Annotated in this window: 17 protein-coding genes; 16 read left to right on the top strand and 1 reads right to left on the bottom strand. The window is 38.1% G+C overall.

Features of this window, described 5'->3' with window-relative positions; all coding sequences use genetic code 11:
- Positions 1-17: 17 nt before the first annotated feature.
- Positions 18-470, top strand: coding sequence for a nucleoside deaminase (locus tag MKY08_RS20605; RefSeq protein WP_069508062.1), 453 nt, complete (start codon positions 18-20; stop codon positions 468-470).
- 22 nt (positions 471-492) lie between these two features.
- Complete coding sequence (locus MKY08_RS20600; RefSeq protein WP_069508060.1) at positions 493-1473, top strand: GNAT family N-acetyltransferase; 981 nt, start codon at positions 493-495, stop codon at positions 1471-1473.
- Positions 1474-1539: 66 nt separating this feature from the next.
- Here the strand turns inward: MKY08_RS20600 and MKY08_RS20595 are convergent, their stop codons facing one another.
- Complete coding sequence (locus MKY08_RS20595; protein ID WP_069508058.1) at positions 1540-1977, bottom strand: Rrf2 family transcriptional regulator; 438 nt, start codon at positions 1975-1977, stop codon at positions 1540-1542.
- A 193-nt stretch (positions 1978-2170) separates the two neighbouring features.
- Here MKY08_RS20595 and hmpA point away from each other — a divergent pair, with 193 nt between their 5' ends.
- The 14 genes from hmpA (at position 2171) to MKY08_RS20525 (ending at position 18359) form a co-directional block, all read left to right on the top strand.
- Positions 2171-3337 (top strand): NO-inducible flavohemoprotein, encoded by a 1167-nt coding sequence (hmpA, locus tag MKY08_RS20590; RefSeq protein ID WP_069508056.1) that lies wholly within the window; start codon positions 2171-2173, stop codon positions 3335-3337.
- 198 nt (positions 3338-3535) lie between these two features.
- Entirely contained in the window at positions 3536-3796 is a 261-nt protein-coding gene (locus tag MKY08_RS20585; protein ID WP_024364589.1) for a metal-sensitive transcriptional regulator, read from the top strand.
- Between the two features lie 44 nt (positions 3797-3840).
- Positions 3841-4182, top strand: coding sequence for a rhodanese-like domain-containing protein (locus tag MKY08_RS20580; protein ID WP_024364588.1), 342 nt, complete (start codon positions 3841-3843; stop codon positions 4180-4182).
- A gap of 12 nt (positions 4183-4194) precedes the next feature.
- Positions 4195-4491: a rhodanese-like domain-containing protein gene (locus tag MKY08_RS20575; protein ID WP_069508054.1), complete on the top strand. Its 297-nt coding sequence runs from the start codon at positions 4195-4197 to the stop codon at positions 4489-4491.
- A 77-nt stretch (positions 4492-4568) separates the two neighbouring features.
- Positions 4569-5123 carry a sulfurtransferase TusA family protein gene (locus tag MKY08_RS20570; protein ID WP_069508052.1) on the top strand — a complete coding sequence of 185 codons (555 nt, stop codon included), beginning with the start codon at positions 4569-4571 and terminating at the stop codon, positions 5121-5123.
- 16 nt (positions 5124-5139) lie between these two features.
- On the top strand, positions 5140-5535 hold the full coding sequence (locus MKY08_RS20565) for a DsrE/DsrF/DrsH-like family protein (protein WP_069508050.1): 396 nt from the start codon (positions 5140-5142) through the stop codon (positions 5533-5535).
- A 160-nt stretch (positions 5536-5695) separates the two neighbouring features.
- Entirely contained in the window at positions 5696-6823 is a 1128-nt protein-coding gene (locus MKY08_RS20560; protein WP_069508048.1) for an MBL fold metallo-hydrolase, read from the top strand.
- Between the two features lie 47 nt (positions 6824-6870).
- On the top strand, positions 6871-7098 hold the full coding sequence (locus MKY08_RS20555; protein WP_069508046.1) for a sulfurtransferase TusA family protein: 228 nt from the start codon (positions 6871-6873) through the stop codon (positions 7096-7098).
- Positions 7099-7241: 143 nt separating this feature from the next.
- Positions 7242-8018, top strand: coding sequence for a sulfite exporter TauE/SafE family protein (locus MKY08_RS20550; RefSeq protein ID WP_069508044.1), 777 nt, complete (start codon positions 7242-7244; stop codon positions 8016-8018).
- Between the two features lie 10 nt (positions 8019-8028).
- Entirely contained in the window at positions 8029-8736 is a 708-nt protein-coding gene (locus MKY08_RS20545; protein WP_069508042.1) for a DsbA family oxidoreductase, read from the top strand.
- Between the two features lie 452 nt (positions 8737-9188).
- On the top strand, positions 9189-10139 hold the full coding sequence (locus MKY08_RS20540; RefSeq protein ID WP_069508040.1) for a c-type cytochrome: 951 nt from the start codon (positions 9189-9191) through the stop codon (positions 10137-10139).
- A gap of 282 nt (positions 10140-10421) precedes the next feature.
- Positions 10422-12407, top strand: a complete 1986-nt coding sequence (locus MKY08_RS20535) for an AarF/UbiB family protein (protein ID WP_069508038.1) — start codon at positions 10422-10424, stop codon at positions 12405-12407.
- A gap of 323 nt (positions 12408-12730) precedes the next feature.
- Positions 12731-13858 carry an NlpC/P60 family protein gene (locus tag MKY08_RS20530; protein ID WP_069508036.1) on the top strand — a complete coding sequence of 376 codons (1128 nt, stop codon included), beginning with the start codon at positions 12731-12733 and terminating at the stop codon, positions 13856-13858.
- A 286-nt stretch (positions 13859-14144) separates the two neighbouring features.
- Positions 14145-18359 carry an S-layer homology domain-containing protein gene (locus MKY08_RS20525; protein WP_069508034.1) on the top strand — a complete coding sequence of 1405 codons (4215 nt, stop codon included), beginning with the start codon at positions 14145-14147 and terminating at the stop codon, positions 18357-18359.
- Positions 18360-18399: the final 40 nt, after the last annotated feature.

Below are 18399 nucleotides of genomic sequence, written 5' to 3'. Positions count from 1 at the left end.
TATCAGGGGGAGTATATATGAATCAATGGATGGAGCGAGCAGTGGAGCTTGCTCTTCAAAATATAGCACAGGGCGGTCAGCCATTTGGAGCTGTCTTGGTAAAGGGCGATGAAATCATTGGGGAAGGCGTCAATGAACTGCATTTGCGTCCGGATAGTACAGGTCATGCTGAGCTACTTGCCTTAAGACGTGCACAAGAAAAACTCGGTTCTATTGATTTACGAGGCACGGTTATGTATGCAAGTGGGGCACCTTGTCCGATGTGCTTCGGTGCAATGGCAATGGCGGGTGTCGACAAGGCTTATTATGCTAATTCACTAGCTGATGCTTTGGCAGTTGGTTTAAGTCGCTCAAGTGAGGTTTATGCAGATTTGCAGAAAATTAATGAAGAACGTGTGTTTCGCATGATTCATATGCCGGTAGAGGATATAGCAAAAAGTCCAATGCATGTTTGGCATAGTAAAACCTAAATACGTAAAAGGAGAAAAGAATATGGCAGTAACTTTAGTAAAGCATGACATAAAATATGCTGAAGCAATGCATGCATTGTCTTCAATGCCACAGGTTCGGGATGCGCTTGGGTTACCTGCTGGGAAAGTGGAAGATACCATTAATTTTATCAAACGTGAATGTGTAGACGAGGAAGAAGGAAAGACTGTTCCTCGTGTTGTGCTAAATGAGGAAGGTCGACTCATTGGTGTCACAGCATTGATGTTTATTGACCATATAAATAAGTGTTGTCATATAGGGTCATGGCTAGGATATGAGTTTTGGGGAAAAGGCTACAATGAGGAAGCGAAAAAGGCCATTTTGGAAATTGCTTTTTTTGATTTAGGGCTTGAACGCGTTTTCGCAGGAGCTAGAAAGATCAATATTCGCTCACAAAAGGCACAGGAAAAGTTGCCTTTTATTCGTCTAGGTGTAGAAAAAGAGTTTCCGCAGGAACATTCTTGGTTAGAAGTGAAGGAAAAGCAACCTTGCGTATTAAACGTTTTTGAACGTGTGGATTTTGTACGTTATTATACAACAATAGAAAAAGTGGAAGGTAGCCGTGAAAGCTACTTACCATATTTATTACTAGCGGATGAAAGTGAAATGACCGTTCGCCAATATATGAATGATGGTGAACTTTACACCATTAAATGCGGTGAAAAATTGGCAGGCACAGCCTTGCTTATTCCACAGTCAGACGCAACAATTGAGTTGAAAAATATAGCGGTTGTGGAAGCATTTCAGGGCAAAGGCATTGGGAAGGAAGCTTTGAACAAAATTTTTGCCCTTTGTAAAGGACAAGGATATGAAAATATTTTAGTTGGCACAGCAAATTCTAGTATTAACAATATTGCGTTTTATCAAAAATCAGGCTTCCGGATGGATACCATCGAAAAGAATTTTTTCAGTAAGTATCCTGAACCCATTTATGAAAATGGCATACGAGCATTAGATATGATTGTCTTTTCAAAAGCATTATAAAAAGCAATGTCTAGAATAAGACTGTCATAAAGAAATACCCGACCAACAATTGTTGAGCGGGTATTTTTATTTACCAAATAACAAGGCCATTAACTTCTCCTTGGAGTGTAAAAAATCGTCAAGAGAATAGCGATCAAGAACAGCCATATAGGCTTGTAATGCCTCATAGAGGACACCTTTTAACTGGCATTCAGGTGCAATTTTACACAAGTTATTTTCTTTGTCGAAACACTCAACAAGATGAAAATCTTCTTCTGTATGGCGTACAATTTCACCAATCGTAATGGACTTTGGATCGATTGCCAAACGGATACCGCCACCTCGACCGCGAATCGTTTCGATGTAACCAAGCAACCCTAATTGGTGTGTCACCTTCATTAAATGGTTTTTTGATATATTATAGGCATCTGAAATTTCTTGAATAGTTGATAGTTGACCCTCTTCCTTCGCACCTAGATAAATGAGTGTTCGAAGGGAGTAATCTGTGTATAAAGTTAATCGCATTGGAACACCCTACTTTCTGTAATTCACTTCAATAATTATAGCATTTTTACCTTAAATTATTGTAAATCATTGCTTTTTTAAAACATGTATTTCAAATACATCAAATTTGTCTATTTTGTTAAAGATGTATATTATATATTGCTTTAATGAATTGTAAGCGTTATATTGTAATCACGAAAGGATGGTATGCGATATGTTAAAACAAGAAACAGTACAAATTATTAAAGCAACAGTGCCCGTATTAGAAGTTCATGGGGTAGAAATTACTAAGACGTTTTATAAAAATATGTTTCAAGCTCATCCAGAATTACTGAATATTTTTAACCACACAAACCAAGAAAAAGGCCGTCAACAAACTGCATTAGCAAATACCGTGTATGCAGCAGCAGTTCATATTGAAAATTTAGAAGCTATTTTACCAGCAGTTATGTTAATTGCTCATAAGCATCGTAGTTTAGGAATTTTGCCAGAGCATTACCCGATTGTAGGGGAACATTTACTAAAAGCAATAAAAGAAGTGCTTGGTGACGCAGCTACTGATGATATTATTAACGCATGGGCTGAAGCATATGGCGTTATTGCGGATGTTTTCATTCAAGTAGAAGAAGATCTATATCAAAAAGCTGAAAATAATGGTGGATGGCGTATGTTTAAACCATTGAAAGTAGCTAAAAAAGAAGTTGAAAGTGACCTTGTTACTTCTATTTACTTTGTGAATGAAGATGGATCGCCACTTCCGGCATATGAACCAGGGCAATATATTAGTATTCGTGTCAAAGTACCTGGGGAAGAATATTTATTAAACCGCCAATATACACTTTCACAAGCGAGTGCTGAGGATGGCTACCGTATTTCAGTAAAACGGGAAAGCGATCATACACCAAATGGCAAAGTATCTAACTTTATTCACGATGTGTTACAAGTTGGAGATTTAGTAGATGTAAGTGTGCCAGCAGGTTTATTTGTATTAGAAGAAACTGCAGCTCCAATTACATTTGTTAGTGGAGGAATCGGCGTAACACCATTAAACAGTATGCTACAATCTTTAAAGGATGATGCAGTGAATGAAGTGCATTTTATCCAATGTGCACGTAATGAAAAAGTAGTAGCATTTAGTGATGACATCCAAGCTAAAGTAAATGCGCTTCCGAATGCATCCTATACAGCGCTTTATTCGGATGAGGATAAGTTATTGACGAAAGAATTATTGGCTGCACAGATTCCAGATAATACGGACGTTTATATCTGTGGTCCTGTTGGTTTTATGGAGGCGGTAATTAAAAATCTCCACGAAATTGGTATTAAAGATGAAAAAATTCACTATGAATTCTTTGGACCTGCCATGCAATTAGCAAACTAAAATTATAATGAACTCTGTTATAAGCTGCATTTTATGCACTTGTAACAGAGTTTTTTCATGTCATTGCGTTCTAAAATCTATATGCAAAGCGCTTTAAGAAAAAAATAGATCTTTCATGTTGACATTATACCTAATGGGGTATAATATAAAACACGTAAGCAAGATGAATCACTTAATTCGAAGGGAGGCGTACACATAATGGCGTACGATGCTAAAACAGCAAATCGTGTAAAACGAATGGAAGGCCAATTGCGTGGGATTTTACGCATGATGGAAGAAGAACAAAGTTGTAAAGATGTGATTACACAGCTATCCGCCGTGCGTTCTGCAGTTGATCGGACGATAGGTGTTATTGTCAGTGAGAACTTGCTGAATTGTGTTGCGACTGCTGATGGGGATTCAGAGAAAATGAATAGTGCCATCCAAGAAGCGATGGATTTGGTCGTAAAAAGTAGATAAATTTATTATACCCATTATAGTATATAGATAGGAGGTAGTGATACTTGGAAGCATGGATTATGATCGCTATTGTGATTGGGTTTTTAGTTTGGCGTATGAAGCCAGCAAAAGGAGTGCAGTCCATATCAACAGCTCAACTAAAAAATGTGCTGAATGATAAAGATAAAGTATTCATTGATGTGCGAACGCCAGCTGAATACAAAGGTCGCAACATCCCGCAATTCAAAAATATTCCGTTAGGCTCTAGCTTTGATAAAATACCGAAGGATAAGGAAGTTGTTGTTATTTGTCAAAGTGGTATGCGTAGTAGTCAGGCGTGTAAGCAATTGAAAAAACTAGGATATGAGCGCGTAACAAATGTCCGTGGTGGCATGAGCGCCTATTAGGAGGAAACGATTGTGAAGGAAATTTCAGCAAAAGAAGTACAACAAGCTTTAGCAAATGGACAGATGTTAAAAATAATCGACGTTCGTGAAGTGGACGAAGTGCAGGCTGGACATATTCCTGGAATGATGAATATGCCACTTGGCTTACTTGAGTTTCGCATGCACGAGTTAAATAAAAATGAATCATATATTATCGTTTGTAGATCAGGTGCTCGCAGTGGTCGTGCTACACAATTTTTAGAAAGCCAAGGCTTTGATGTAACAAATATGGTTGGTGGCATGCTTGCATGGGAAGGCGAAGTACAGTAATAGTCTATAGTGAGGGCATACCCTACTCTATATTTTTTTAGCAAAAATAATACCCTTATAGGTATAAGGAGGAAGTTATGAGTATTAAGGCAGATTTTCAACTAGATGCCAAAGGGCTATCCTGCCCGATGCCAATCGTTAAAACGAAAAAGGCAATGGCTGAATTAGCGGATGGTCAAATTTTAGAAGTTTCAGCTACAGATAAAGGTTCGAAAGCCGATATCGCAGCTTGGGCTGAGTCTGTAGGGCATCAGTATATCGGAACAGTGGAAGAAGATACTGTGCTTAAGCATTACATTCGTAAATGCGCGCAGGAGTCAGCGAATGAAAAAACGTTTGAGTCCACAATTGAGCTGGAACAAATCGTAGGAAAAGATGGGCTTATCCTCGATGTGCGTGAAGAAGCGGAGTTTGCATTCGGTCACATTGAAGGGGCGAAATCCATTCCAATGGGTGAGCTTGAAGAGCGCCTTTCTGAACTCGATAAAGATCTTGAAATTTATGTGATTTGTCGTACAGGTGCTCGCAGTGATTTAGCTGCACAAAAGCTAGTAGCAAATGGCTTTACAAAAGTATTTAACGTCTTACCAGGTATGACATCTTGGACGGGCGAATTAATTAAAACTATTTAAATTGGAGGAATTTATTATGTCAAACAAAGTAGCAATTATTGCAAGTAACGGTGGTCTTTTTGATGCGTATAAGGTGTTCAATATCGCAACAGCAGCGGCAGCTTCTGACAAGGAAGTAGCAATCTTTTTCACATTCGAAGGATTAAATTTAATTCATAAGCAAGGCATGAATGCTTTACCAATGCCAGCTGGTACGGAACATTTTGCAGAAGGTTTTGCGAAAGCGAATGTACCTGCTATTCCGCAATTAGTAGAAATGGCACAAGAATTAGGTGTTAAATTTATTGCGTGTCAAATGACGATGGATGTAATGGGCTTAACAGTAGAAGATTTTGTAGACGGTATTGAGGTTGGAGGAGCTGTAACATTCTTAGAATTCGCTAAAGATGCAGCACCATCATTAACGTTCTAATTAAGTTGCAACAGATGTAGATGGCTTATCGTGAGTGATAACCGAATGCTGAATATATTCGGTAGTGCAATGCATTTTGACTAGAAGATACAAACAAGCGGAGAGGCATGTCCTTTCCGCTAAAAAAATCAACGAAATAATACCTTGGGGGGTAAACGAAGTGTCAGTATTAAAATGGAGCGCTGCAGAAGTAGCGAAAAAAGTAATCGAAAACAAAGAATTATTTATTTTAGATGTACGTAATACAGATGCATTTGAAGATTGGAAAATCGATGGACATAAATTTGAATACCTTAATATCCCGTATTTTGAGCTATTAGATGGTGTCGCAGAAATTTTACCTAAAATCCCTACGGACAAAGATGTATTAGTCGTTTGTGCAAAGGAAGGATCTTCAATGATGGTGGCAGAGATGCTATCTGATGCTGGACGTACTGTTGCCTATTTAGAGGGTGGTATGAAGACGTGGAGTGAATATTTAGAACCGATTAAGGTAGGCGATTTAACAGGTGGTGGTGAGCTTTACCAATTCGTTCGTTTAGGTAAAGGCTGTCTATCTTATATGGTTATTTCTGAAGGCGAAGCAGCAATAATTGACGCTGTACGCTTCACGGATGTATTTACAAACTTTGCAAAAGAGAAAAACGTTCAAATTAAGCACATTTTTGATACACATTTACATGCGGATCATATCTCAGGTGGACGCCATATTGCAGCACAAACAGGTGCAACATATTATTTACCACCGAAAGATGCAGAAGAGGTTGTATTTGATTATACGCCATTAGTAGATGGCAATGTGGTGCAAATTGGTGCTTCAAAAATTGATGTAGGTGCACTTTATTCACCAGGTCATACAATTGGCTCAACGTCGTTTGTTGTAGATAACAAATATTTATTAACAGGGGACATCTTATTTATTGATTCGATTGGTCGTCCTGATTTAGCAGGCCTTGCAGAGGACTGGGTTGGTGATTTACGCGAAACGCTTTATAAACGTTACCGTGAATTATCGGACGATTTAGTTGTTCTACCTGCTCATTTTATGATTATTGATGAGCTAAATGAAGATGGTACTGTAGCAAAACGTTTAGGAGAGTTATTTGCTGAAAATCATGGTTTAAATATTGAGGATGCTGAAACATTCCGCAGCATTGTGACAGATAACTTACCACCACAACCAAATGCATATCAAGAAATTCGTCAAGTGAATATGGGGAAAATAACGCCAGCTATAGAGGAACAAACTGAAATGGAGATTGGCCCGAACCGCTGTGCAGTAAGATAAGTGCCAGTCACCCAAACAATTTACAAACAATTTAAAAGGAGATTAACATGAACTCAAATTTACAATTAGATGCAACAGGTTTATCTTGTCCAATGCCGATCGTAAAAACAAAAAAGGCGATGGATACACTAGCTTCAGGTGAGATTTTGGAAGTACAAGTAACAGATAAAGGGGCTTTAGCGGATATCCCTGCATGGGCAAATGCAGGTGGTCACACGATTTTAGATAAATCGGAAGACGCGGGCGTCATTACATTCTTTATTCAAAAAGCGTAATGAGACGGGTGAGTGTTCAAGCAGGACACTCACCTTTCCACTTCATTCTATAATGCATTTTGCCGAATGCAGTAATAGCCTTGGTGAACTTAGCTTTTGCGTTAAGCAACAAGGTGTAAACGACTTGAAAGAAGGAAAAATAGATGGATATAACATGGATTATTACGATATTTTTAATCGGCTTTGTAGGATCTTATGTTTCAGGTATGCTTGGTATTGGAGGCTCGATTATTAAATATCCAATGCTATTATATATTCCACCTTTACTAGGATTTACTGCATTCACAGCACATGAAGTATCAGGTATTAGTGCTGTACAAGTGTTTTTCGCTTCGATTGCAGGGGTATGGGCATATCGTAAAGGTGGCTATCTAAACAAATCACTGATTATTTATATGGGTGGGGCAATTTTAGCAGGTAGCTTTGTCGGTAGCTTTGGTTCCCAATATTTATCGGAGGCAGGCGTTAATATCGTTTATGGGATTTTGGCGCTTATAGCGGCAATTATGATGTTTATTCCTAAAAAGCAAATTGACGATAAGCCAATGAATGATGTTACTTTTAATAAGCCCGTAGCGGCAATTTTAGCATTCATCGTTGGTATTGGTTCTGGTATCGTAGGAGCAGCAGGTGGTTTCCTACTTGTACCGATCATGCTTGTTGTACTAAGAATACCAACGAGAATGACGATTGCTACAAGTTTAGCCATTACCTTTATCTCTTCCATTGGGGGAACAATAGGAAAGCTAATGACGGGGCAAGTGGATTATTATCCAGCAGCCATCATGATTGTGGCAAGTTTAATAGCAGCGCCACTAGGAGCAAAAGCAGGGAAAAGTTTAAATACGAAAGTATTACAAGGGATATTAGCTGTCTTGATTCTAGCAACGGCTATTAAAATTTGGATGGATATTTTATAGGAGGATAACAATGAAAATTGAAGTGTTTTCTGACTTCTCATGCCCATTTTGTTATATAGGGAAAAGAGAATTAGAACGAGCAATAAAAGAGGCTGGATATACTGATCAAGTAGAGATAGAGTACAAATCTTATCAAATTGATCCTACTGCACCGAAAGAGACGGGGCAAAGTTTTTATGAACATTTTATGGCTCAGCAAAACGTAACGCGTGAAGAAGCTGAACAAATGACAATTGGTATTACTGAACGAGCAAAGGAAGTTGGGCTCACATATCAATTTGCTGAGATGAAAAAAGTGCATACAGAGAAAGCCCACCGCTTGGCAAAATGGACGAAGCAATTTGGGAAAGAAGCCGCTTATATAGATGTGTTAATGGCTGCTTACTTAATGGAAGGTAAAGATTTAAATGATGATGCCATGTTGCTAGCGGTTATTAAAGAGTTAGGCTTAGATGTTGCCGAAGCACAACAAGTATTGAATACAAATGAAGCTTTTAAGGAAGAGTTAGATAAAGATCGCTACGATGCGCAACAGATTGGGGTACAAAGCGTGCCATTCTTTGTTTTTGAAAATCGTTACGGTATTAAAGGTGCTGAGCCGAATGAAGTATTCGTACGTACATTGCATCAGGCTGCGGAAATTGCAGGTATTAAACCTACTTTAAATATGGTTGGTAATGGTGATGCTTCTTGTGCTGATGGTGCATGTAAATTATAAGTGCATCATCATACGCTGTTGCACAAACGTGAAAAAGTGTTAGATTGACTGAGGTCAATCTAACACTTTTTTTGCTATGTCGTTGTTGACTATTACGGCGGTGCTTTCCGCTCAGCACAGTAAGCCGCAACCCTCTGCTTGCGCGTGGAAAGCTTGCGACATACGTTTTAGGCGTTCAGAGCAGGAGTCGCCTCTGCGCTAGCATTATTCCTGCCGAACAATAGGCCACAAAGCAAGCCATTGGGTTTTTATCCAATGGTGTTAGCAGATAAAGGTGGAAACCACAAGGGGTATTAAGCATTGTTTCTGTTGTTATAGTACAAATATTTATGTATATTAATTCCATTTTTATCGGCTTTATGGTTCTAAAATTGCGAAGTGTGAGAAAAATCACATCCTGCCATATATTATCTTGCTAGAATAAAATTAACATACAAAGGGGGGTATTAGTGATGAAGAAAATGACAACTGGTATAGCAGGAACAATCTTAATAGCTGCTACTCTTTTTGTTGGAGCAGCCATTAGTGACAAAATATTAGGTGACGCCAATGGTGAGACGAACGAAGCGGCGGTTAAAACACAAATACCAACGACGGCAAATTCACAAAAAGTCGTCTACGCTCCACCAAGTATCGAAGAAGTACCGGATGGACCGATGAAAGAAGCGATTTTATATGGTTATGAACTGGTAAATAATACGCATGTTGCGGCAGATGATTACGTAGGAAATCAGCTATCTTGCACAAGCTGTCATGCAGGTGCAGGGTATGATGAACAAGCATCTTCTCTAGTTGGTGTCACAGCTAACTATCCACAATATATTGCTCGTTCTGGAGGCATTGTAACGATTGAAGAGCGAATTAATGGTTGTATGGTGCGAAGTATGAACGGTAAAAAATTTGATATGAATAGTGACGAGCTTGAAGCGATGGTTGCCTACTTTGCTTATATTTCACAAGGCGTGCCGATTGGTGCAGAGCGTGAATGGGCTGGCACAAGTAATATGAAAAGCGTCCCTATTCCAGATGTAGCACACGGTGAAGAATTGTATGCGCAATCTTGTATTGCTTGTCACGCTGCTGATGGTTCTGGAACGGGTGCTACTACAGGTCCAGCATTATGGGGAGAAAATTCCTTTAATGATGGAGCGGGCATGGCACGTATGTCTAAAATGGCTGGCTACATTCAAAACAATATGCCAGTTGGAGCGGGTGGTACGTTATCCGATCAAGATGCTGCTGATTTAGCGGCTTACATTTTATCGCAAGATCGTCCGGAGTGGGCCAACCACGATAAAGACTGGCCTAAAGGTGGTCGTCCTAACGATTTAATGAACAAAGAGAAACGCGAACAAGTGAAAAATGGCACAATTGATTGGGAGCAAGTTCTCTCTACGAACTAATAAGTGCCAGTCACTCAAACAATTTTGAAATTTAAAAATCCACGAAGATTTCTTTGGGAGGGCACAAGTTGTTGTGCCTTGCAATGTACCCATGGAAAGCGAAGTGGATTTTTTTCGCTTTAGGAGAGAACTACTATATAAAAGATGCTAATGGAATGACTTCAACTAATTATGATAAGTTTCTGTAAAACCTCTTTTGTCGTTAGTGGCTAGTAAAGGAAAGTTCGTTCATGAATTTGTTATACTAGCAGTATTAGGAAAAACAGCGGGAGGTGGCACTTGTTGGTTTATTTGAAGTTACTAATTCAAATTATTTTTGTTGCAGGAATTATTTATTTTGTTAGCGGACGATTAATAGGTTCTAATATAAATTTTGTACGCAGAGTGCTCTCTGTTGTTATTAGTGTAACGCTTACGTCCTTTGTATATTGGTATTCCTACTTGCGCCATCGAGATTTTTTATCGGAAACGATGATGCAAACTGTTACGGAAGTAAGCACCCTTATTTGGATAGGTAGTATGCTCCTTATCTCCATGCTGCTCTACCTTGTTTTCGAACTATTTGATCCAATTGGCATTAAGGGAGGGGAGCGACGTCATGGGCAAAAATCCATTTTATTGAGATTGCGTAGCTACTGGCGTCAGCAGAAGCGATTACGTCAGGTGTTAAAAATTGCAGTGACAAATGGAATTGTCCAAACGATTAAATATGCGAGGCAACGAGAAAATGAAAAGGAGCTTGCCATTGCCTTAAGAACAACATTAGAGCAATGCGGCGGGATTTTCGTCAAATTCGGGCAAGTACTATCTACGCGTAAAGAATTATTTTCTCCAATTATCATTGATGAGCTAGAACATCTACAGCAAAGTGTAAAACCTCTGCCGCATGAGCAGGTTACAAAGATTTTAGAAACTTCCTTACCAAGGTCAGTAGACGATGTATTTATTAACTTTCAAACGGAGCCATTAGCAGCAGCCTCTATCGGGCAAGTACATAAGGCACGGCTGAAAAATTACGAAGAAGTTGTGGTGAAGCTACTGCGTCCTGAAGTAAAGGGGATTATGCGTGATGACCTTGATATTTTAGAGGAATTTGCAAATTGGTTTTCCAACAAATCTACTTGGGCAGAGTCGTTAGGCTTTCGAGAATTAGCTGGTGGATTTGCGGATGGTTTAAGGGAAGAAATTCATTTAGATATCGAAGTACGAAATACACTACAGGTAACAAATGCTCTTGCTAAAAGCGATTATAAAGTGCGCATCCCTAAAATATATACAGAGTTTTGTGATGAAGACATTATTGTTATGGAATACGTTCGTGGTAAAAGCGTGGCGGAAGGGGCATCTGAATTTCGACGACAAAACATTGATCGTAGCCAATTTGCACGAACAATTTTGTATTCTTTTTTTGAGCAGATGTTATTTTCAGGGATATTTCATGCGGACCCACATCCAGGGAATGTTTACATTGATGAGACAGATGGAGTACCAATCCTGCTAGACTTCGGAGCGGTTGGACGCCTAGGTGCTACTCAGCAAGAAGGGTTAAAGCTATTTTTACTAGGTATCCAACAAAATGATTCAGGTATTTTATACGATGGCTTAATGCTACTCGTAGAAAATAAAGAACATGCGGAACGTGCTAGGGTGGAGCAGGCAATGGATCAAATATTGCTGAAAATATCCTATGTTGATCGTATCCCAACCGAAGAACTAATCCATTCGTTATTTACAGTGGTACGGGATTTTGGTCTTGCGTTTTATCCCTCTGTTGGTTTGGCGCTACGATCATTAGTAACACTAGATGGAACATTGCGTGTAATTGATTCACAATTTGATATTTTTACAGAAGCGAAGGATTTTTCGGCATCTTATATGCGAGCTGCATTTTTAAGACCGTTTAAAGAACCGTTAGAAACAAAAGAGCGTATACAGGAAGAACTGTCGATGTTAATCCCTACTTTACGAAAAATGCCAAGGCGTATCGATCAGCTAATTCAACGAGTAGAAAGTGGAAAAATTATATTGCATCATGATATTTTTTCAGATGACCACAATGCTCGTTTCATTACTCAGCTATTTTCCCGTTTTGTCTTATTACTTGTTGGTATTACATTTGGAATCATTTCTGTTGCGTTGTTAGCCATTTCTCAATTTATACATGAACCATATGCAGTGTATTTAAATACGGCTGCATACCTAGGGTTATTTCTGTGTGCCATCTTATTAGTACGGCTGTCCATTCAAGCTTTACGTTCAATGAAATAGTAGGTAGGGGATGATTCTCCTACCTTTTTTATATTACAAAAAGATTACAAAACACCAAGGTGAAATGGACTACTCGTAGATGGAAACGTCATTTTATAGCTATATATAAAGGTTTTGTAGAAAAATGTCGCGTTTTATACAATGTTACAATTATATTTCGAGTTTTACTTTACTATTAAAACGATGAGAAATAGTATAAAAGTTACGGCATTAATGCTAAACTTTAAAAGGCTAATAAAAACATAAGAACTTAATTTAATCGTTCAAGTATTTACATAAGAAAATAAAGAGCGAAATTGATAGATGAAGGGAAATGAAGATTCATGGGTAAGCGCAATAAATGGCGTAAGTCGATGGTGCTAACATTAGCACTTGCAGGCGGCTTATTATTTAATACAGTACAACCGATTGAAGCACACGCTGAAGAAACGTCTCAGCAAATGATCGAGAAAAAAGCAAAAATCGATGCGGAAGTAAAAAAATTAGAGACAGAGTTACAACAGCTACAACAAGAAATTGATGAAAAAGTGAAAGTATTTAACCAAGTACAAGCTGATATCAAAGAAGTAGATGCAGGTATTGTTGAAACGGAAAAACGCATTGAGCAACGTTCAGCTATTTTAAGTGAACGTATGGCTGCTTATCAAGCACAAGATAACACAGTAGGTGTCTATTTAAGCGTTGTGCTAGAAGCAAAGAGTTTTGCAGATTTAATGGACCGTGTCGTAGCGGTTAAAACATTAATGGATGCTGACCAAGAGCTAGTAAATCAACAAGAAGCAGATAAAGCGAAATTAGAACAACAAAAAGCAACATTAGATGAAAAACAAAAAGAGCTTCAAAAACAATTCCAAGAGCTTCAACAAAAGGAAAGCGAAATGGAAGTGAAAAAAGCTGAAAACCAAGCAAAATCACTTGCATTAAAGGCTCAAATTGCAACGAAACAAGAAGAAGAGCGTTTAGAAGCTGAACGTAAGGCTGCTGAAGAAGAAGCGGCTCGTTTACGTGCACTTCAATCAGCTACACCTGTTGTACAAGTGAACAATAACGGTGGCAAACCACAGTCAATCGTCGTAGGATCTGGTGCTGGTACAGCATCTTCAGGTGGTGCTATTTCAACTGCCAAGCAATTCCTAGGTCGTGCGTATGTTTGGGGTGGTAGTAACCCTACAACAGGCTTTGACTGTTCTGGTCTTGTACAATGGTCTTACAAGCAAGCTGGGGTATCATTACCTCGTACAGCATCACAACAATACTTAGCAACACAACGTATTTCAGCAAGTGAAGCTCGCGTTGGTGATTTAGTATTCTTTAGCTATGGTTCAGGCGTAGCACATGTTGGGATTTACCTTGGTAATAACACAATGATTGATGCGCAAAATAAAGGCGTAGTGATCGAATCACTTGATTGGTGGAACCAATATTTAGTAGGCTTCGGTCGTATTCAATAAGCTTATAACAGTTAGACGAATGAAATAGCAAAAAAGTTAAATAAAAATAGGCAATAGCATCTATTATCGGATTATCACGATAATAGATGCTATTTTTGTTTGGCTATTTAATTAAATGTAAGTCCTTTTTACGGTTTTAAATAGAGATTGATAATGTAAAAAGTAATAATCATTTCCTATGAAATTAATGCTAAAGTATCTTATTTGAGAGAAGTTTGAGAGTTTCAGTTGTTATGCTGATTACGGCATTCATTTTAGAAAAATAAACTAGAAGAGGAGAAATAGAATGCAGAATAAGAAATTGTTACATGTTGTTATTGTTTTTATCATGCTACTTAGCTTGCTTCCGATTGCACCTCGAGAAGCAAAGGCAACATCGTTAAATCAAATATTTTTAGGAGAACCACAAGCGGTATTTTCGGGTAGAACGATTGGCTCTGGAAAAAAAGTAGTAGCTATTGGAAAAGATAGTGATGGTACACTCCACATGGCAGGAATGGTGGGTTTAACACCCTTTACGTTAAGCGATTTAAAAGGAGTACCTGCCTATCAATTACATAATGGGAGTCGGGAGCTGAATGAATTTTATAGTACAGCAATGACTGACTTAGATGGTGATGGTAAACAGGATATTGTTTCAGCCGGACCAAATGGCGTTCCAGAAAGCCCTAATAATATTATTTTATGGAACCATGATAATCAAACATTAACGAAACAATCTACGTTTAATCTATTTTCAAAAGCTTTTTACGGTAAGAGTGTGCAAACGGGAGATGTCAATAATGATGGAAAAAATGATATCATTTGGTTTGAAACTGAAAAAGTATATGTAGGCATTAATAATAGTACACCAAATAATCCTTCATTCTCATTGATAGAGAGTGTGGGTGTAGATATTCTATCGGGAGTTCAAAGTTGTTCTATGGGGGATTTTAATGGTGATCATAATTTAGACTATATTTGTTCGACAGATAATAAAAATCATAATGATTTATTTAAAATTGGACTAGGTAATGGCGATGGTACATTTCACCTTGAAGCAGTACCTCAAAGATCGGATAGTATAGCCGCACTATATGTTGCTTCAGATGATTTAAATCAAGACGGAAAAGATGATTTTGTATTAGTGAGAGGTAGTTACCCATCGAAATCAATTGAAATATCTGTAGGACTTCGTAATAGTGCGAATACAGGTTTTGATATAACGCTATTAAGTCGAAGTGCATTTATAAATGGTTCAATTGCAATTGGTGATTTAAATAATGACGGTTATAAGGATATTGCTCTTACAGCTTTAAATAATGCAAATCAAAAGAAATTAGATATTCACCTTAATAATGGGGTAGGTCAATTTAACAGCGCTCCTGATATTACTACAAGTGGGGGGGGAATCGAGCAACTATTTATAGAAGATATGAATAATGATGGTGTTAATGATATTTTAACAGTTGAAAACAATAAGGTTAGTTATCTTCCAGTAAATTTATATATTGATGCTACTAATCTAGCGCTCGATCAAACGAATATAACGCTTAAACCAAATGCAACAAAACAGTTAACAGCTTTATTTACTCCTGCAAATACAACATTTCAAGATGTAACGTGGGTATCTAGTGATCCTACGATTGTAACAGTTGACCAAAATGGTTTAGTGACAGGTTTAGCAGAAGGTAGCGCTACCATTACGGTCACTTCAACAAAGGATGGTACAAAATTTGCAACATGTAATGTTGTAGTGGGCAATCCACCAACACTGTCTAATTTAACGGTGAGTGAAGGAACGCTAAGCCCTACTTTTGCAGAAGACACAAATGACTATACAGTCCATGTAGATAATGCAGTCACTTCGTTAAAGGTAACACCGACCGTAATGGATACTGCCGCTACAATAAAAGTACTAGATACAGATGTTACGAGTGACAGTCCATCTGATGAGCTTTCACTCCAAGTTGGGAAAAATAGTATACCTGTCGTTGTAAAGTCTAGCAATGGTATTGAAAATACGTATACATTAACTGTAATCAGAAGTGCAAGTATGCCAGTTATTACAAATGCTTCGACTACAGAACATAGTCAAACGCAAAGTGGATTAGTTATTACATCAGAAGATGGAAATGCCGTTACACATCTGAAAATTAGCAATATTCAAGGTGGGGCATTATTTAAAAACGATGGTACAACAGTCATCCAAAATGGAGATTTTATTACCATTGCTGAAGGGAATAGCGGTTTAAAGTTCACGCCGACACAATATTTAAATTCAGTGGCAAATGATGTCTTTAGTTTTGATGTTGCTGCAGCACTTGATGCAACAGAAAGTGGCTTAAGTCATACAGCGCAAGGTACTATTTCTGTGAGTGAAGTGAATGATGAACCAATCGCGACAGATGATACACTAACAGTGAAAGAAAATGCTAAAGCTAAAATCATCACGTTTGCTGAGCTGCTTGGTAATGATAAAGCAGGTCCAGAAAACGAAAACAATCAAAAACTTAGCGTGAAATCTGTTGATAATGCAGTAGGCGGAACCGTAACGATTGAAAATGATGAAATTAAGTTTGCCTTAGAAAAGGATTTTAAAGGTCAAGCGGGCTTTCAATATACAATTGTAGATGATGGTACAACTTCTGGATTAATTGATCCGAAAGAAGCAACAGGAAATGTCGTTTTTTCTGTACAAGAAAACCAAATACCTACTGTCAATGAAGCGATTGCAAATCAACAAGGTATTGCAGGTGGTGATGCTATCTCAATCGACTTGTCGACTACGTTTAAGGATTTAGATAATGATTCTTTGACACTATCTGCAACTTCACATAAAGAAGCAATTGCAACAGTTTCAATCAAAGATAATAATCTAAAAATTAACCCATTATCAGCCGGACAAGCAACCATTACTGTTACTGCTGAAGACGACTTTGGAGGCAAAGTTACGACTGATTTTGAAATAACGGTTGTACCACAATTTACTGTTACCTTTGAAGTGAATGGTGGTAGTAAAGTGCAAGCGCAAAAAGTAAAAGAGGGCGCTGTCGCTACAAAACCAAGCGAAAATCCAACGAAGGCTGGTTACACTTTTGGTGGTTGGTATATGGATCGTGAACTGACAAAGTTGTTTGATTTTACAAAAGGAATTGTAGGCAATACAACGGTCTATGCGAAGTGGGAAGTGATGTCTAGTGGTGATGGTGGTTCTTCTTCTAGTACGCCGTCAACGTCGGAACCTACTCCAAAGCCGACTCCTACAGAAGAAGTAAAAGTACTTGTTAATGGTAAGGAAGAGGCCATTGGTAAAGCGACAAATACACAGGTAGGGTCTCAAAAAGTAATGACTGTCACGGTAGATTCTAAAAAGTTACAAGAAAAACTAGCAGCAGAAGGTAATAAAGCTGTAGTGACTATTCCTGTAAACAATGATGCTGATATCATTGTTGGAGAATTAAATGCTCAAATGGTAAAAAATATGCAGAATGAGCAAGCAATAGTAGTTATTCAAACACCAACAGCTTCTTACACATTGCCAGCTTCACAAATCAATATAGATGCTATTTCTACGCAAATAGGCAAGGGTATTGCACTTGAAGATATTAAAGTGCAAATTGAAATTGCGAAGCCTACAAACGATATGGTGAAGTTTGTAGAAAATGTGGCACAACAAGGTAACTTCTCTGTAATGGTTGCACCTATTGAATTTACTGTAAAAGCGGTAAGTGCTATGAAAACGGTTGATGTTACAAGCTTCAATGCTTATGTTCAACGAACTATAGCGGTACCAAAAGACGTAGAAGCAAGCAAAATTACAACAGGAATTGTCGTTAAACAAGACGGCACAACGCATCATGTACCGACAAAGGTAATACAAAAAGAAGGAAAGTACTATGCGGTGATTAATAGCTTAACGAATAGTACGTATGCTCTTGTTTGGAATCCAATTGAATTTAAGGATGTGGCCAATCATTGGTCAAAAGAGGCTGTAAATAATCTTGGCTCTCGAATGATTATTAATGGAGTACGTGAGGGCATATTTGCACCTAATCAAGATATAACACGTGCACAATTTGCTGCTATTATAGTCCGTGCGCTCGGTTTAAAAACAGATGATCGTACTAATCATTATGCAGATGTAACAACAGATGCATGGTATGCAAGCTATATCAATGCTGCAAGTGAATACAAGCTTATTCAAGGTTACAGCAATGGGAACTTTGGGCCGAATGATAAAATTACACGTCAGCAAGCAATGACTATTTTAGCGCGTGCTTTGTTATTAACCGATGTAGATAAAACGATTTCAGAGCAAGAAGCGACAACTATTTTAGCTACGTTTAAAGATGAAGGACAAATTGCTGAATATGCTAAATCTCCTATTGCAGTTGCAGTGAAAACAGGTTTAGTAACAGGCAAAGAAAATAAAACAATTGCGCCAACTGCCAACATATCACGTGCAGAAGTAGCGGTAATAATCGAACGCTTCTTAAAGAAAGCGGAGCTTATTAATTAAAACAGTAGAGAATAGACAATAATGTAGGGCACTTCTATTT

The sequence above is a fragment of the Lysinibacillus sp. FSL M8-0337 genome (assembly GCF_038593855.1).
GTDB lineage: Bacteria > Bacillota > Bacilli > Bacillales_A > Planococcaceae > Lysinibacillus > Lysinibacillus sphaericus_D.
This window is presented reverse-complemented; position numbering and strand designations above follow the sequence as displayed.

Excerpts from the sequence above, each read along its gene's own strand:
- MKY08_RS20605 (WP_069508062.1), top strand. The coding sequence starts at position 18 with ATGAATCAATGGATGGAGCGAGCAGTGGAGCTTGCTCTTCAAAATATA.
- MKY08_RS20600 (WP_069508060.1), top strand. The coding sequence starts at position 493 with ATGGCAGTAACTTTAGTAAAGCATGACATAAAATATGCTGAAGCAATG.
- MKY08_RS20595 (WP_069508058.1), bottom strand. The coding sequence starts at position 1,977 with ATGCGATTAACTTTATACACAGATTACTCCCTTCGAACACTCATTTAT.
- hmpA (WP_069508056.1), top strand. The coding sequence starts at position 2,171 with ATGTTAAAACAAGAAACAGTACAAATTATTAAAGCAACAGTGCCCGTA.
- MKY08_RS20585 (WP_024364589.1), top strand. The coding sequence starts at position 3,536 with ATGGCGTACGATGCTAAAACAGCAAATCGTGTAAAACGAATGGAAGGC.
- MKY08_RS20570 (WP_069508052.1), top strand. The coding sequence starts at position 4,569 with ATGAGTATTAAGGCAGATTTTCAACTAGATGCCAAAGGGCTATCCTGC.
- MKY08_RS20565 (WP_069508050.1), top strand. The coding sequence starts at position 5,140 with ATGTCAAACAAAGTAGCAATTATTGCAAGTAACGGTGGTCTTTTTGAT.
- MKY08_RS20555 (WP_069508046.1), top strand. The coding sequence starts at position 6,871 with ATGAACTCAAATTTACAATTAGATGCAACAGGTTTATCTTGTCCAATG.
- MKY08_RS20550 (WP_069508044.1), top strand. The coding sequence starts at position 7,242 with ATGGATATAACATGGATTATTACGATATTTTTAATCGGCTTTGTAGGA.
- MKY08_RS20545 (WP_069508042.1), top strand. The coding sequence starts at position 8,029 with ATGAAAATTGAAGTGTTTTCTGACTTCTCATGCCCATTTTGTTATATA.
- MKY08_RS20540 (WP_069508040.1), top strand. The coding sequence starts at position 9,189 with ATGAAGAAAATGACAACTGGTATAGCAGGAACAATCTTAATAGCTGCT.
- MKY08_RS20530 (WP_069508036.1), top strand. The coding sequence starts at position 12,731 with ATGGGTAAGCGCAATAAATGGCGTAAGTCGATGGTGCTAACATTAGCA.
- MKY08_RS20525 (WP_069508034.1), top strand. The coding sequence starts at position 14,145 with ATGCAGAATAAGAAATTGTTACATGTTGTTATTGTTTTTATCATGCTA.